Raw genomic sequence first — 14,550 nt, forward strand, 5'->3', positions numbered from 1 at the left:
TTAAAATAACTGAATATTTTGATAAAAAGGGGGAGAGATATGAAATCAAATCGACTTGTTCAATGGGTAATTTTAAGTGTTTTAGTATTGATTGTACTCGCTGCTTGTGGAGGAGAAGAAACGAATAGTGCTGTAGAAGAAGGAGAGCGAGAGGTAAAGGATGTTAAGTTGGTCTTAAACTGGTTTGCCAAAGCACAGCATGGGGGTGTTTATGCCGCAGAGGAAAATGGTCTTTTTGAAGAAAATGGCTTAAATGTAATGATTGAACCTGGGGGACCACAAGTATCCTCAATTAATATGGTCGCATCTGGAAAGGCTGATTTTGGTTTAGCACATGGTGATCAAATTGTGATGGCTAGAAACGAAGGCATTGAATTAGTCGCTGTAGCTACCGTCATGCAAGGGAGTCCGCAAGCATTTATGTTTCATAAAGGCAAGGGTATTGCTGACTTTGCTGAGTTAAATGGAAGAAAAGTTTATGTGCAGCCGGGCATTGTATACTGGGAGTATTTAAAAACACAATATGATCTCAGTGGTGTCGAAGAATTGGCATATTCTGGACAACATGTAAACTTTGTTGATGAGAAGGATTCTGTTACACAAGCATTCCTAACATCAGAACCTTACTTTATGCAATTAGAGGGGATTGATGTAGAAACGAAATTAGTTTCGGACGCAGGTTATGATCCTTATAATGTTGTCTTATACGTGACAAAAGATTACTTGGAAAACAATAAAGAAACGGTTGAAGCTTTTACGACTGCTTTTATAGAGGGATGGAATTTATACGAAGGTTCATATGAAGAAATCAATGAGTTGATTCAAAAAGATAATCCAGACATAGAACTTGCCTCTCTAAAATTTGAAGCAGAATCACAAGCAGAGTTTGTTTATGGAATGGATGCAGCTGCAAATGGAATCGGCACGATGTCAGAAGAGCGTTGGGGGACGCTGATTGACCAGCTATATGATTTAGGATTGGTGGATGAGAAGTTCGCTGCAGAAGAAATCTTTACAACAGCGTTTTTACCCGACAAGTAAATGGCGGCCGAAAGAAGAGTGAGTGATATCGAATCACTTACTCTTCTTTGCTGTTTCTCCTCAAACGGTTTGTATGGAAAAAGCCCACAATAGCCCTTCTTTTATTTAGCTCTCTTTTGGAAACGGTAGTACTTCGGTTGTCTCTGAATAGATGGAATTTTTTTATTTATCCTCTCGTGTGACAAGTTTATTCGGCATGTAGTATAATTCACGGGTCACTCTCTATAGGTTTCCTTAGAAGAAAAATGGGGAAATTAAATGAAATACAAAGGGGATGAATAAATGGACTTAACGATTGCAGCTTTTTCAGTTCTTATCCTGGCGATTATTTTAGTGCTTGGTAAATGGGTAAGAATTAAAGTGAAATTACTTCAAAGGTTGTTTTTACCAACATCATTAATTGCGGGTTTTATTGCACTTATATTAGGACCAGAAATACTAGGAAGGCTATTTGGACTTGAAGGTGGAATTTTTACATCTGAGATGGTCGAAGTTTGGGCTAGTCTGCCGGGTCTTTTAATTAATATTGTTTTTGCGTGTCTTTTTATAGGGTTTAAATTACCTAATCCCAAAAAAATGTGGCGGATTGGTGGGCCGCATATTGCTTTAGGTTATACACTCTCTTTTGCCCAATATGTAGTGGGTATTTTACTTGCTATCACCATCATTACACCTCTTTTTGGACTTAGTCCTGCTGCAGGCGCCTTAATTGAGATTGCCTTTGTTGGTGGGCATGGAACAGCCGCGGGTTTACAAGGGACATTTACTTCTTTAGGTTTTGAAGAAGGTTATGATTTGGCAATTGGTTTGTCGACAGTCGGTATTCTTGCAGGTATCATCGTAGGGATGATTTTAATCAATTGGGGAGCACGTAATGGCAAATCTAAAACATTGAGTCACCCTGATGAGATTTCTGTAGAGGAGCAGTCAGGTATTATTAAAATCGATAATCGTTCATCAGCGGGTTTGCAAACAACTTCGCCGATGTCTATTGAGCCGTTAACGCTTCATATTGGATTTGTTGGGTTATCTATTTTTATTGGGTTTTTATTATTGGAAGCGTTTCAATGGCTTGAGGCTGTTACTTATGGGCAAGCTATAGGTGTTTATTTATTTGAATATGTTCCATTATTTCCGTTCGCCATGATAGGAGGAATATTGTTACAATTATTCTTATCCAAATTTGATCGTTATCAATTGGTTGATCGCGAATTAATTAATCGTATTCAAGGTGTAGCTCTTGATTTCCTAATCATTAGTGCGATGGCTTCACTTAGTCTACAGGTTATTGGTGAGAATTTCATTCCGTTCATTATTTTAGCGATTGCTGGAATTGTCTTGAATGTAGGGTTATTCTTATATCTAGGTCCTCGTATGATACCTGAGTATTGGTTTGAACGAGGATTGGGAGATTTCGGACAGTCTACAGGTGTGGCGGCAACAGGAATTATGTTAATGAAAACAGTCGATCCAGAGAACAAATCGCCAGCACTCAATGCCTTTGGCTATAAACAAATTGTATTTGAACCGATGGTAGGTGGCGGGCTTATTACAGCTGCAGCCGTTCCATTTATTATTCAGTTTGGAGCAATTCCTGTATTAATTGTCAGTACAATTTTAATGATTATTTTTTGGATAATGGGTGTAAAAGTGTTTGGTAAGAAGAAAAAGTGAGTGATTGACAATCCATGTACAAAATGATAAATTATTTTTGTTTATAAATGAATAATGGCGACATGGCTATGGGCGTCATGTTAGCGAATTCGCATAGAATATGTTTGAATGCAGCGCCTCCCGCTTTTATAGGGAGCGCTGCCTTTTTGCGTGGAGGGAAGGTCAGATGGATAAAAGAGTGTATTTACTAACCATAATTACTTTTATTGTCGGTTTGGTTGAGTTAATTATTGCGGGCATCTTGCCACTTATTGCAACTGATTTAGGTGTGTCGCTTGGTGAAGTGGGAATGTTAATCTCCTTGTTTTCTTTAAGCTTTGCCATATCTGGTCCTGTACTATTATCTTTAACAGCGAAGATAGAGAGAAAGCGGTTATTTCTATTCGTTCTCTTTGTTTTCTTCTTATCTAATTTAATGATCGTCGTTATGGATGGTTATGTATCTTTGTTGGTTGGAAGAGTATTATCGGCTATGTGTGCGGCTCTTCTTATTTCATTATGTCTCACGATTGCTTCACAAATTAGTGGTGAGAAATATCGAGCGAGAGCGATTGGTATTGTACTGATGGGGGTCAGTGCGTCCCTTGTTTTTGGGATTCCATTCGGTTTGTGGTTAGGTAATGAATTTAGCTGGAGAGCGCCGTTCTTGTTTATTTCGATTCTGACATTAATCATCATGATTGTTGTTTATTTTGCATTAGGTCCAATAGAGGCGAAAAGAGGTTTACCTTTAAAGGAACAGTTGAAAGCATTAAAAAATAGAAAGATTGTACTCGTTCAACTGACATCGATTCTCTTTTTTGCCGGTCATATGAGTCTATATGCGTATTTAACACCCTTTCTTAGTGAGACGATGAGTATTACTGGTAATTCGCTTAGTTTGATTTACCTTATTATTGGTATCGTTGCTGTGTGTGGGAGTTTTTTAGGTGGGCAGATTACGGATCGCTTAGGTGCGAAACGATCTATTATCATCGTACTTTCTGCTTTTATTGTTACGATTATCCTTATCCCGTATTTGCAGTTTTCTCTTGCTTTGTTTATTTGTGCACTATTGTTATGGAATTTATTAAGTTGGTCTTTGCAGCCCGCTATCCAGAGCTATCTTGTATCTGCTGCGCCAGAAACATCTGATATTCAACAGAGTTTAAATAATTCAGGGGTTCATGTTGGTATGGCTATTGGTTCAACTGTTGGTGGAATCATCATCGATCAATATCATGTGGAGATCAACCCTCTTATTGCTGGAGGTTTTACATGCATCGCCTTGCTCATTATCTTGGCCGCATTTAAGCAAAAGCGTAAATGAAAATAAAAAAGCAGCCTTCAAATTGAGACTCTTAGAGTCACAATTGAAGACTGCTTTTCTTTTCCTTAATTAATTCCAAATTTCTTCAACCCATTCAGGGTGATCGATAAATGGATTACGATTATGTTGATAGTCATTATAGATAATATCATTTCTTTGTCGTTCTAAGTCATCTACAGGGTCTAAGTTATGCCACTCAATTAAGGTTGAGAGTTTGCCGTGATATGGAGCTGAACCGTTGCTTACGCGTTCATTCACCTCTAAATCCAGTTCGCCACTGTCGCCTTCATAACGGACATCCATATAGAAAATCATTCTTGCGACATCCCCTTTTACTTCATCACGTGGTTCCCAAGAATCATTATCCGTATAGGTATCAGGTGCTTCACCTTGTGGAGAGCCGCCATTATCAAAATCTTTGTTACCGCGAGAGCCATTCACTGATACATCTGTTGGGCGTAGATGATGTAGGTCTGTTCCAGGGCCCATAGATGTTCCGAAATCACCATGCGATTTAGCCCACACATGTTCTCTGTTCCATTCATCTGGATTTCCACCGTTCGTTGATTTACTTTGTGATCTGCCAGTGTATAAAAGGATGACGTTATTCGTATTATTTGGATCTTCATCCGTTGCCTTTAATGCTTCCCAAACGGCACTATACGAAATTTCGGTATGGTCATCAATGATATTGTGTAACGCGGTTTTTAATGCTTCGCCTGTTTTTCCAGTAGCAGAATCATAATAAGAACCAGGGGCATTATTTTCCTCATCAGGTCCTTCAGGTTCCTCTTCTTCGGATTGTTTGATCATTTCAGTTGTGTTTTTCAATCCAGGATGTGAATAGTACGCTGTGAGATTGCCGGTTACTGTTATCTTCTCACCAAGTAATTCAGGGTTGCTCTTAAGGCCGAACTGTGTGCGGAATTGTGAGGGAATCTGAATATAAAGCATATTAGCAGTATTTGTTTCTGTGCGAGAATCAGCAATAGCTAAGGAGTAATCATCTGGATAGTTGCCAGTAATTACCGTATTGGCTGAGGTAGGCTTACCTACTATATAGCCTTCCACCGATTGTATAGAGTTATTTTGCCTGTCGATGGCTTGTGATACTGGTAAGGTAGCAGCAGATGTTTGCGAAGAATCGAATGATAGAGTAGAAAAGGAAACGAGAAAAGCGACAATAGATAACTTAAAGAATCTACGCATATTATCCTCCATTAATTTTTTTATTGTATTCTGCTTCATCTTACCATTTTTCTGTTAAAATATTTTTAATAATAAGTAAATTTAGGAGGCGTTGATAAAAATAAGAAAATCTACTCGGCTTGTTTGCAGGAGAATAGAACTTGTTTAGAGGGAATTTATGGTGAAAGTAGGTTGTAAGGAGGTAGAGGGTGAAAATCTTACGAGAGTATCTCATCTGTACTTTAGCTCTTTTCCTCATTATTAGTAAAATATTAAATACAAATCAAAACAAGATTTAAGAGAAACATACATGTATCAAGGGGTTGAATTTACATTACCAACTTATATGCCAGAAAAAAAGGTAGGTCAATTGTCAGTCGGTGATGAGGTAATCATCTACTTTAGCGGGGAGATAAGAGCTTCTGCACCTGGGGGCGGAGACGCCTATTGGGTCTCTTTAATAAAAAAGTGAGAGCGAGGAATCAATTTGATTAATTATAACGGAAAGAAATTTGTATCAATAGAGAATACAAATAATGGCGAAGTCTCTGATCAAACTTATTTTGATTATAGCCAAGAAGGAAATATCATTTCTGCTAGTTATTATGGCGGACAAATTAGAAAAGGAACGTTAATCGGTATTGTAAAGGAGGATGGTTCTTTATTGTTTAACTATAATCATGTAAATATCAAAGATGAAGTAAGAGGTGGTACTTGTTCTTCAACGCCTGAATACCTACCAGATGGACGAATGAGATTACATGAACAATGGCGATGGAATGATGCAGATCAAACCGAAGGGCAATCGGTTATTGAGGAAATGAAAAAAGAATCGAAAGTATATTGATAGGAAGGCTAGTGGATTTCACTTTTAGTGCAAAAAGAGTCCACTAGCTATTCAAATTCTGATTATACAGAATGAGGTTGATACCTTTTAGGTTTTGTCACTTTAAACCATTGATAACAGAAAATAATAATAATCACTAGGTCAACAATATCGCCTCCATAATACATAATCATGCTTCCTTTTTCAGCTTCCGTTCTTCCTACACTTGAAGGAGGGTAACCATAGAAAGATTTGGCTAAAATCTGATGCCCAGCGAGAGCTAAAATAAGTATAATGGCTCGAAATTGAAAACTATAACCTTGTTGAAATTTATCAATATAGATGATTGATGCTGTAAAAAAATAACCAGCTAGGAAGATATGTGCATGAATGACGATGTACAACAGCATTGAATGGTGCATCATTGTGAATAATTCCGTTCGATATAATACCCATAGTCCACCAATATTTAAAACCGTAGTAAATAGGGGATTTAATAAAAGGTGAAATGGTCTCGTTTTTAAGGTAGTAGTCACTTTTCTAGCCGTTTTTACAGGTAATGAACGCAGTAGGAGCGTTACTGGTTTTGCTAGCACCATAAAAAGTGGGCCAATCATGCCTAAAAGTAAATGGGCAACCATATGGACACTGAAAAATTGGTGTGAAGTCTCTGCTAAAGGGCCAGCAACTGCTACTATACAAAGTACATTTCCACCAATCCAACATGCTGTGTGATACCATGACCACTGACGGTAAGATTGATTAGATTTGATGACAGCGATTCCATAGAGAATGATTAAAAGAAAAAAAGGAGTCGCTAAAATATATGAGAGAATGGTTATGTCAAAGTGTTGTTGATCAGGCATAGTGTCCCCCTTTTTAGCTTTACTTACTTTGTGACTGATTAGTTTTACAGATGATAATGATTCCGATAATCGTAATCACTGCAGCAGTGATATTCCATACCAAATCATAAGGTAGCACATCAACTCCGTAGCGAATTTGATGTAATTTGAACACTTTATGTTGGATTAAACCATCGTATAAATTAAATAAACCAATACCTAATAAAGCCCCGCCAATCCATCTTTTTTTCCACCAAGATTCTCTTCTGCGTAAGTCAGCTACCATAAATAGACTTGCTACTGTAGCGAACCAGCTAAACGCATGGAATAACCCATCAGAAAGTAATCCGATCTTTGTTGTGGATTGATCGTAAAAATGATGCCAACTTAATAGTTGGTGAAATACCATCTCATCAATAAATGCAACCAAACCAAGTCCGAAGAGAATACCAGAGATGAGATTGTATGTTGAGTGCTTAGTTATGTTCTGTTGGAAATTCCTATGTTCGCCATTGATTGGATTATCGATAGTATCAACTCATTTCTGTAAGGTATTTCCTCTATTTTTCCCGAGTGTTTAAACTCTAAACATATATAGAAGTGTAAGTTTATAATGAATTAGAAATTGATTCGATATTCATAGGAAGTATCTATTGTAATTGGTTGTTATTGTGAAATAAAAAGAACCTAACTACGCTAAGGTAGTTAGGTATTGTGGAGTAGCTATGAAACTTTCATTACTAGCTTCCACGATATACTTGGTATCCCCAAGGTGAAATGAGAAGGGGGACGTGATAATCCTTATCTATATTTGACACTCCGAAACGAACAGGGACTGCCTCTAAGAATGGTGGGTCGGGGAGGGCGATCTCTTTTTCACGGAAATACACCCCGACATGGAAGATCAGTTCATAGCTTCCTATTTTCATTTCTTCTCTAGTAAGTAGTGGAGCATCTAAGCGACCGTCTGAATTGGTCTTTACTACTTTTATCTTTTTCCAACTATTGCGATTTGCTTCTTGGATGAAAAGCTCCACAATTACATTGGAAGCCGGTGTACCGTGGGTTAAATCCAATATATGTGTTGTTAGTCCTGCCATTTTAAACTCCTTAATTATAGTAGAATGTTTCTCTCGAGAAATATCTTTTTAATTTTCAATAGCTGATATTGTGTTACTTTGTCTGGTTTGAGGGTTGATTGGCCACGTTCCTGTAAATTCAGTAACTTGATAATCAAAGTAATCCTGCAAAATTTGCTCTTTATGATCTTGGAAAAGTTCATCAGCAATCGCCTTAGCTAGTCGCGGTAAGCCGAATTTCATACCAGAAAGAGCAGCGGCAGTAATACCACAGCTGATTAAAGCAGAATAATTAAATGTATAAAGTCCATGAAGATATTTTTCTCCTTCCTTATCGCGACTCGTAAAGGAGTAACCTGTGCTTAAATAAGGATGTGCATCTAGAACTGGGCTTGCACTATTCTTTGGAGGGTGGTATTTATCCTCCCAACGAGCAATATATTTTTCGACTAATTTTAGCTCTGGTCTTAAGGCAGGATCAGTGAACAGTCCTGTACTAATAATGAGATAATCAAATGAAAAGGACCCATGAGGGGTTGTGACTACCACCTGATTATTTGCTTGACTTACTTCTTGCCAAGGTGAATCCAAATGAAGGTTAAAACCTGGCCAAGCAGAAGCGCGATTATATGTATCATTCGTCGGTGGTTGATTATTTTGAAAGAAATGAGTCATGACCGTATATTTATCCACATCTGATAACGAGTGATATCTTTCTATCATACCTGAGGCTTCCATTTGCCGTATCGGATTGATTCTAGGCATTTCTTTGCGACGAACAAAAACATGCGCTTCTGCTACTCCTGAACTAAGGGCGTAATTGGCATTATCGAATGCGGAGGCGCCACCACCTAGAATAGCGATTTTTTTATTTTTTAATGAGTTAAAATCGATATTTTCGGAAGTGTGGGCATAGAAATTTTTCGGTAGATTTTCAGAGACAAGTGATGGTATATGCCATTCTCCTCCACCTTGAATACCTGTCGCTAAAATAACTTTGCGCGCAAGAAGGGGAGTGGCAGGTTCTTCTGTTTGGTTGATATGGAGTCGGTGTAATCCACCTTCAAGAGGTTCTACGAGTTGCAATTTGACATCGTTTATGACGGGTAAACGCAGGACTTTTCTATACCACCTGAGGTAATTCATCCAATCCTGACGTGGTATTTTATCCACTTGATCCCAGTCATTCTTGCCTGTTTGGGCTTCCCACCAAGCACGAAAGGTGAGGGAAGGAAGGCCTAAATCAATTGAGGTGATATGTTTCGGTGTTCTTAAAGTAACCATTCTTGCATAAGTCTCCCATGGCCCTTCATAGCCTTCGTGATTCTCATCGATAATGAGAAAGTTTGTGATTTTTTCTCGTAAAAGAGCAAATCCAGCACCTAAACCGCTTTGCCCGCCTCCGACAATGACGACATCATATACATGATTCTTAATATGTTTAGTTTGCGGTACCCATGTATCCGTATAGTTTATGTTCAAATAAGAAAGGTCCATTTGTACTCTCTCATGTAAGCTTTCTAAGCTCATTGTTTTTCATCCTTTCTAGTTTGTTGTGAATGAATCTTTAATAATGACCTCTTCAAGTCGTAATAAGGCGATTTTATAGATTTCCGCCAGTGCTTGATGAAACTCTTCTTCTTTTTCGTTTTTGACTCTCTTTACCATTGATTGATAAATTTCATCCTTGTTTTTCCCGCGAACAGCTAATATAAATGGGAATCCAAATTTGTCCATATAAGATTGATTCATATAAATAAATTGTTTATACTCCTTCTCTGTGAGTTGATTTAAACCAGCGTTTTCTTGTTCGTTAACGGAATTTTCACTCATTTGAACGCGATCGCCTAAGTTGGGATGTTCTTTAATAAGTGCAAGCTTTTTTTGATTTGATGTTTCCTCCACTGTGTGAACCATCGTTTGATAGAGGTGATCAAATGATAAAAATGGTTTCGCCATGAGCGTTTTTTCTGCGACCCATGGGGAATGCTCGAAAACACCTCCAAATATTTGGATAAATGATGCATCACTGATTCTATTGATTTCTTGAATTGTATACATGATTGAAAACTCCTTTCTATGAACTTTTTAATTGGGGTTCCATACTCGTCTCTTTTAACGGCTGTGTTTCCTTTGTTTTTCTTTTGGTTAAAAGAAGGTTTAAGATAATGGCTGCTAGGCTACCGGTAATAATTCCATCGCCGACGATAATTCGAAGGGTTTCAGGTAAATGGGCGAATAATTCCGGAACAACGGATGCGCCTAGTCCTAGTGAAATCGAGCAAGCAATAATGAGTTGATTGTTATTGTTCGTAAAATCGACTCTTTGAAGCATGCGTATACCAGAGGTGACGACCATTCCAAACATGACTACAGTGGCACCGCCGAAAACCGAAGGAGGAATGAGTGTAGCCAAAGTAGAGATTTTAGGAACTAAGCCTAGTACAATTAAAATAAAACCAGCAGCAATTGTGACTTTATTTGACCTTACTCCAGATAATTGGACAAGTCCGACATTTTGAGCAAATGTACTATAAGGGAAAGCGTTGAAAATTCCACCTAAAGTAAAGGCCATTCCTTCAGCTCGATATCCACGAGCGAGATCCTTTTCTTTTAACTCTTTATGATCCATTTTCCCTAGTGCAAGAAAAGCACCAGTGGATTCGACAAGAATGACTGTACCTACTAAGATCATTGTTAAAATAGGAACAATTTCAAATGTAGGGTATCCGAAATGAAAAGGGGCCGGAAGGTGTAACCAAGAAGCTTCTTGAACGGATTGAAAATCTACCCTCCCCATTAGTGCCGCCATGAATGTCCCAATGATTATCCCAATTAAAACAGAGATAGCACGTAAGAACCCTTTAAAGAAGCGGTTCATTAGTAAAATAAGTGCGAGAACACCAAAGGAGAGCAATAAGTTTTCAGCTGAACCAAAATCAGGATTATTCGTGCCTCCTCCCATATTTTTAATTCCTGTAGGGATGAGTGAGAGGCCAATAATGATGACGACGGTACCAGTTACGATTGGAGGGAATAATTTTACAAGCTTGCCGTATATATTGGAAAAGAAAATAATGAACAATCCTGTTATAATAATCGCCCCGTATATGGCTGATATCCCGTAATTACTACCGATTGTAATCATGGGAGATACGGCTACGAATGAAGTACCCATGACTATAGGGAGCCCTGTTCCAAAGTATTTATTTTTGACAGATTGAAACAGTGTAGCAACCCCGCAAGTTAACAAATCAATAGAAATGAGGAAGGCTTGTTGTTCAGGGGAGAAACCTAAAGCGCCGCCAACTAAGATTGGTACTAAAATGGCACCAGCGTACATAGCAAGGACATGCTGTAACCCTAATGAGAATGTTTTTGATGGATGAATATTTTCTCCCAAAGTGAACCCTCCTGTTTATAATGTTAAGAAATATAACATTTAATGTTGTTATATTTAACATAATAAACAATATTCTGATTATTGTCATTGTTCAATATGCCTAAAAATGACTAACTTATTTGTGTAAGGTGCATGGTTGGGCTGTTTTAAGCTTCTAATAGTTTTTTCATCCGTAATGCTGTACGTAATTGTAAGGTTGTTTCTGGATCCTTTAAATCTTTACCGAGAATTTCTTCGCATTTATCTATTCTATAGACAACTGTATTCCTGTGGACAAATAACCTTTTTGCTGTTTCGGAGATTTGACAATGTGTTTCTAGATAGACAGAAAGTGTTTGTAGTAATGATTCTCTTTCATCAGGTTTAATCGATAAGAATCCCTTAAATGCATGGGTGTAAAAATGACTCAACTCTTTTTCGGGAATAAGGCGGAGCAATTCTAATATATCCCTTGTTTGAAATGATTGAATAAAGTTGGTTCTTTTTGAGATTGCTCCTTGAGAAAGAGATTCACTTGCTTCGTGATAGGCTGTTCTCACTTGGACAAAGGAATGGATCACATTACTTACACCGAAAGAAATGGTTTGATTAAAGCGGTTTGTCATTCGTAATTGGATGTCTTTTAATATATTCATATAAGGTGATAACCCTTGATGGGCTTCAAAGAGCAAGATACATTCATCACTTTTGGTAAAGAAATGAACGTTGACAGTGGTTTGGTGTATCACTTCTTCCAAGTATTCAAATATATTATCAGATTTTTGTTGGCGTTGTGTGAAAGAATCGTGTGGATTTGCTTGATCGACCTTTCCGACAACACAAATATAGTCACAATCATTTTGAAGAGAGAACTCTTTGGCGCGATTAATAATTTCATCTTGTAACTTGAAGGTCCCATCTAAGAAGTGGAGAAAAAAATCGTTGCGTATATTTTTTGCGTGTGTATTTAGTGCATGCTCTTTCATAAGGGCGAAGGAGAGTACATTCGTCGCTTGTTCAATCGTTAAGATATTGAGGTGATTCTCCTGAGGGATTTCTCCTTCTATAATTAAGAAACCTCGCTTCTTTTCGCTAATGTTTATAGGAAATAGATGATAAGTTTTTTTGGATACAAGTAGTGAAAAGGAAATAGAGATAGGGCTGGATGATGAAATCCGTTTAATTTCTCTCTCGATATCTTCTCTCATTACGAATATTTCTAGTTGGTGTTGTTGGTCAGAGAGAGAATGAAGATGCTGATCGACTAAATGAACAGAACAATCAATTATCTTGCTTAATTCTTTCATCAATGTTTCTATACCTTTTCCTTGAAGAATGATGTTCGTAAAATGTTTATGTGTTTCTAAAGCAGCAGTTAATTCATTCGCGCGGCTATCTAAAATCAGTCTTAAAGTATGGTTGATTACATCTCCAAGTGATAAGGCGAGTGGCAGTTCGATGATGGGGAAATTTAATTCATTTGCCAGCTTCAATGCAGATGGAGGAACAGAGTCTAAGAACCTTTTTGTTTTTAAACCAAGTGCTGCACATCCTTGATTAGCCATCGCTTGTATTAATTCATTTAGTAAATGTGGCTGGTCTTTTAAATGATAGGCTGTTGTCACTAAAAATTCATGGCGATTCAAAAAGGGAATAATATCAGGTGCATCCATCATATTAACCGTATGTACCTCACGTTTGATCCCGCTTTCTCCAGCTACAACTCTCATCCCTTCTAATGAAGGGGAAGAGAGTAATTTAGAAACTTTCATGTGGCTGACTCCTTTCGTTTGCATCTTCTTTTTTATATGGATTAGTTAATGTGCACAAAATTATATGAAAATTTGTACATTTTTGCTGATGATGTTTCGATGCATAAAAAGTAAAATTGTTTTATATAACATAATTATGTAAGAAAATATTCCATAAGTAAAGAGGGGAGTGAAAGGATTGGCCATTCATGTAAGAGAATTTCATGATACAAATAAGGAAAAGATAGCAGAAATGATTGAATGGCTTTCGTCATTTGGTAAAACAACCAATGAAGGCGTTACGAGATTACTATATTCTAAAGCTTGGTGTGAAGCGCAATCAGCTTTGAAAAATAAAATGAAGGCAATCGGGTTAGATGCTTATTTTGATTGTGTTGGTAATTTATTTGGCCGGCTGCAGGGAACAGATGAAGATAATGCAGTCATATTGACAGGTTCCCATATTGATACGGTTATTGACGGCGGAAAGTATGACGGTGCTTATGGGATTGTTGCTAGCCTGCTTGCGGTGTCGAGGCTCTATGCCTCTTATGGCAAGCCCAAAAAAACAATTGAAGTCGTTTCTTTCTGTGAAGAAGAAGGGAGTCGGTTCCCTTTAACCTTTTGGGGATCAAGAAATATAACCGGCATGTACGATATTGGTCATACTAGAGGATTAGTCGATGCAAACGGTGTTCCTTTTATGGATGCGATGAAGGAGGCGGGCTTTGAAACAGAAAAATATATTCAACCAATTAGAAGTGATATTGCAAGATTTATAGAGGTACATATCGAACAAGGGATGGTACTAGAGAGAAATCAAAATGCGGTTGGTATTGTGACACATATTGTTGGACAGCGACGTTACAATATACGGATAAAAGGAGAAAGCAATCACGCAGGCACAACACCAATGAACCTTCGCAGGGATGCGGTTGTGACAGCCTCAAAACTTATTTCTTTCTTAACGAAAAAAGCAGAAAGTATCGACTCCCAGTTAGTAGCTACGGTGGGAAAAATTGAAGCGCAACCAAATGTACCCAATGTTGTGGCAGGGGAAGTCGAGTTTAGTTTAGATATTCGCCACCATAAACAACATGTATTGGATGAATATTGTATGTCCGTGTTTTCTTATTTTGAAGAGGTAGCTAAGTCTAATGATCTGATCATCGACTGGAAACAATGGATGAATGTAGAACCTGTCGCAATGGATGCCATGATGCATAGTAAAATCAAGACGTTAGCGGAACAGAAGCAAATTTCTTTCCAAGATATCGTTAGTGGCGCCGGTCATGATGCACAAGTTTTTGCAAGTACACTTCCTACTAATCTTATTTTTGTCCCAAGCAAGGGCGGCATTAGTCATAACCCGCAAGAGTTTACGAGCTCAGAAGATTTGGAAGTAGGAGTAAAACTGTTAACAGATATTTTATATCAATTAGCTTATGAATAGAA

14 protein-coding genes are annotated in these 14,550 nt (G+C 37.8%); 6 read left to right on the forward strand and 8 right to left on the reverse strand.

From position 1 onward, the window contains the following. The first annotated feature begins 39 nt into the window (after window positions 1-39). From MKY26_RS21315 to MKY26_RS21325, 3 genes are all read left to right on the forward strand, one after another. Window positions 40-1,041 carry an ABC transporter substrate-binding protein gene (locus tag MKY26_RS21315; protein WP_341054288.1) on the forward strand — a complete coding sequence of 334 codons (1,002 nt, stop codon included), beginning with the start codon at window positions 40-42 and terminating at the stop codon, window positions 1,039-1,041. A gap of 282 nt (window positions 1,042-1,323) precedes the next feature. After that, entirely contained in the window at window positions 1,324-2,715 is a 1,392-nt protein-coding gene (locus tag MKY26_RS21320) for a sodium/glutamate symporter (protein WP_341098568.1), read from the forward strand. Between the two features lie 166 nt (window positions 2,716-2,881). Next, window positions 2,882-4,024, forward strand: a complete 1,143-nt coding sequence (locus tag MKY26_RS21325) for an MFS transporter (RefSeq protein WP_095370544.1) — start codon at window positions 2,882-2,884, stop codon at window positions 4,022-4,024. A gap of 69 nt (window positions 4,025-4,093) precedes the next feature. Here MKY26_RS21325 and MKY26_RS21330 read toward each other — a convergent pair whose 3' ends face one another. Continuing rightward, entirely contained in the window at window positions 4,094-5,233 is a 1,140-nt protein-coding gene (locus MKY26_RS21330) for an endonuclease (RefSeq protein WP_341098569.1), read from the reverse strand. Between the two features lie 289 nt (window positions 5,234-5,522). Here MKY26_RS21330 and MKY26_RS21335 point away from each other — a divergent pair, with 289 nt between their 5' ends. After that, on the forward strand, window positions 5,523-5,684 hold the full coding sequence (locus tag MKY26_RS21335; RefSeq protein ID WP_341098570.1) for a hypothetical protein: 162 nt from the start codon (window positions 5,523-5,525) through the stop codon (window positions 5,682-5,684). Between the two features lie 15 nt (window positions 5,685-5,699). Further along, the gene (locus MKY26_RS21340; RefSeq protein ID WP_180317008.1) at window positions 5,700-6,059 is read left to right on the forward strand and encodes a n-acetylglutamate synthase; all 360 of its coding nucleotides are present in this window, start codon (window positions 5,700-5,702) and stop codon (window positions 6,057-6,059) included. 62 nt (window positions 6,060-6,121) lie between these two features. Here the strand turns inward: MKY26_RS21340 and MKY26_RS21345 are convergent, their stop codons facing one another. From MKY26_RS21345 to MKY26_RS21375, 7 genes are all read right to left on the reverse strand, one after another. Further along, complete coding sequence (locus MKY26_RS21345; RefSeq protein ID WP_307315001.1) at window positions 6,122-6,904, reverse strand: cytochrome c oxidase assembly protein; 783 nt, start codon at window positions 6,902-6,904, stop codon at window positions 6,122-6,124. 19 nt (window positions 6,905-6,923) lie between these two features. Further along, window positions 6,924-7,400, reverse strand: a complete 477-nt coding sequence (locus MKY26_RS21350) for a DUF2243 domain-containing protein (RefSeq protein ID WP_370873329.1) — start codon at window positions 7,398-7,400, stop codon at window positions 6,924-6,926. A 223-nt stretch (window positions 7,401-7,623) separates the two neighbouring features. Then, on the reverse strand, window positions 7,624-7,983 hold the full coding sequence (uraH, locus tag MKY26_RS21355) for a hydroxyisourate hydrolase (protein WP_307314999.1): 360 nt from the start codon (window positions 7,981-7,983) through the stop codon (window positions 7,624-7,626). Between the two features lie 48 nt (window positions 7,984-8,031). Then, window positions 8,032-9,492: an NAD(P)-binding domain-containing protein gene (locus MKY26_RS21360; RefSeq protein WP_095370539.1), complete on the reverse strand. Its 1,461-nt coding sequence runs from the start codon at window positions 9,490-9,492 to the stop codon at window positions 8,032-8,034. A gap of 15 nt (window positions 9,493-9,507) precedes the next feature. Continuing rightward, on the reverse strand, window positions 9,508-10,023 hold the full coding sequence (gene uraD / locus MKY26_RS21365; RefSeq protein ID WP_322910131.1) for a 2-oxo-4-hydroxy-4-carboxy-5-ureidoimidazoline decarboxylase: 516 nt from the start codon (window positions 10,021-10,023) through the stop codon (window positions 9,508-9,510). Between the two features lie 16 nt (window positions 10,024-10,039). Continuing rightward, window positions 10,040-11,365, reverse strand: a complete 1,326-nt coding sequence (locus MKY26_RS21370) for a nucleobase:cation symporter-2 family protein (RefSeq protein WP_322910130.1) — start codon at window positions 11,363-11,365, stop codon at window positions 10,040-10,042. A 146-nt stretch (window positions 11,366-11,511) separates the two neighbouring features. After that, entirely contained in the window at window positions 11,512-13,116 is a 1,605-nt protein-coding gene (locus MKY26_RS21375) for a PucR family transcriptional regulator (RefSeq protein WP_341098571.1), read from the reverse strand. A gap of 178 nt (window positions 13,117-13,294) precedes the next feature. Between MKY26_RS21375 and allC the strand changes: the two genes are divergently transcribed. Continuing rightward, the gene (allC, locus tag MKY26_RS21380) at window positions 13,295-14,548 is read left to right on the forward strand and encodes an allantoate deiminase (protein ID WP_341098572.1); all 1,254 of its coding nucleotides are present in this window, start codon (window positions 13,295-13,297) and stop codon (window positions 14,546-14,548) included. Window positions 14,549-14,550 lie beyond the last annotated feature (2 nt).

The organism is Cytobacillus sp. FSL R7-0680, assembly GCF_038009245.1.
In the GTDB taxonomy this organism is placed as follows: Bacteria; Bacillota; Bacilli; order Bacillales; family Cytobacillaceae; genus Cytobacillus; species Cytobacillus kochii.

Excerpts from the sequence above, each read along its gene's own strand:
- MKY26_RS21315 (WP_341054288.1), top strand. The coding sequence starts at position 40 with ATGAAATCAAATCGACTTGTTCAATGGGTAATTTTAAGTGTTTTAGTA.
- MKY26_RS21320 (WP_341098568.1), top strand. The coding sequence starts at position 1,324 with ATGGACTTAACGATTGCAGCTTTTTCAGTTCTTATCCTGGCGATTATT.
- MKY26_RS21325 (WP_095370544.1), top strand. The coding sequence starts at position 2,882 with ATGGATAAAAGAGTGTATTTACTAACCATAATTACTTTTATTGTCGGT.
- MKY26_RS21330 (WP_341098569.1), bottom strand. The coding sequence starts at position 5,233 with ATGCGTAGATTCTTTAAGTTATCTATTGTCGCTTTTCTCGTTTCCTTT.
- MKY26_RS21335 (WP_341098570.1), top strand. The coding sequence starts at position 5,523 with ATGTATCAAGGGGTTGAATTTACATTACCAACTTATATGCCAGAAAAA.
- MKY26_RS21345 (WP_307315001.1), bottom strand. The coding sequence starts at position 6,904 with ATGCCTGATCAACAACACTTTGACATAACCATTCTCTCATATATTTTA.
- uraH (WP_307314999.1), bottom strand. The coding sequence starts at position 7,983 with ATGGCAGGACTAACAACACATATATTGGATTTAACCCACGGTACACCG.
- MKY26_RS21360 (WP_095370539.1), bottom strand. The coding sequence starts at position 9,492 with ATGAGCTTAGAAAGCTTACATGAGAGAGTACAAATGGACCTTTCTTAT.
- uraD (WP_322910131.1), bottom strand. The coding sequence starts at position 10,023 with ATGTATACAATTCAAGAAATCAATAGAATCAGTGATGCATCATTTATC.
- MKY26_RS21375 (WP_341098571.1), bottom strand. The coding sequence starts at position 13,116 with ATGAAAGTTTCTAAATTACTCTCTTCCCCTTCATTAGAAGGGATGAGA.